Source organism: Wenzhouxiangella sp. YN1, from assembly GCF_056324145.1.
The window spans coordinates 1-333 of record NZ_JBJNIO010000045.1 but is presented as its reverse complement, the minus strand read 5'-3'; the positions used below and the strand labels follow the sequence as shown (position 1 = coordinate 333).

The 333-nt window shown below is 61.9% G+C and carries 1 pseudogene; it reads right to left on the bottom strand.

What is annotated here, in order from left to right:
- Positions 1–129: 129 nt before the first annotated feature.
- Positions 130–333, bottom strand: a pseudogene (locus ACEWQZ_RS00120) (IS3 family transposase); the annotation flags it as partial.

Here is a 333-nt window from a genome sequence, read left to right as displayed (position 1 = left end):
GCGCGTAGGTCAGCACCCGGCCAGCAAAGTCGAGCAGCTCACGCCCAGGCTGTGGAAAGAGCACTTCGCCAGCAAGCCGCTTGTATCAGACGTGCAGTGGATCGACCAGTAACGGTCGGGAATGAACGCTTACCTTTCGCTGAACGGGTTGTCGTTGCTGACTCTCGGCCTCGAGAAGCTGCGCTCAACGCCTAGGTCGGACAACAGATCACCGAAGCTGTGCGCGATCATCGGCGAGCCGCGATCCTGGTGGACGATCAGCTGATCGGGCTCGATGGCCCGCCTCGACAGGACCTCGCGGAACAGGTGACAGGCCAGGCCAGCGTTCTCCTT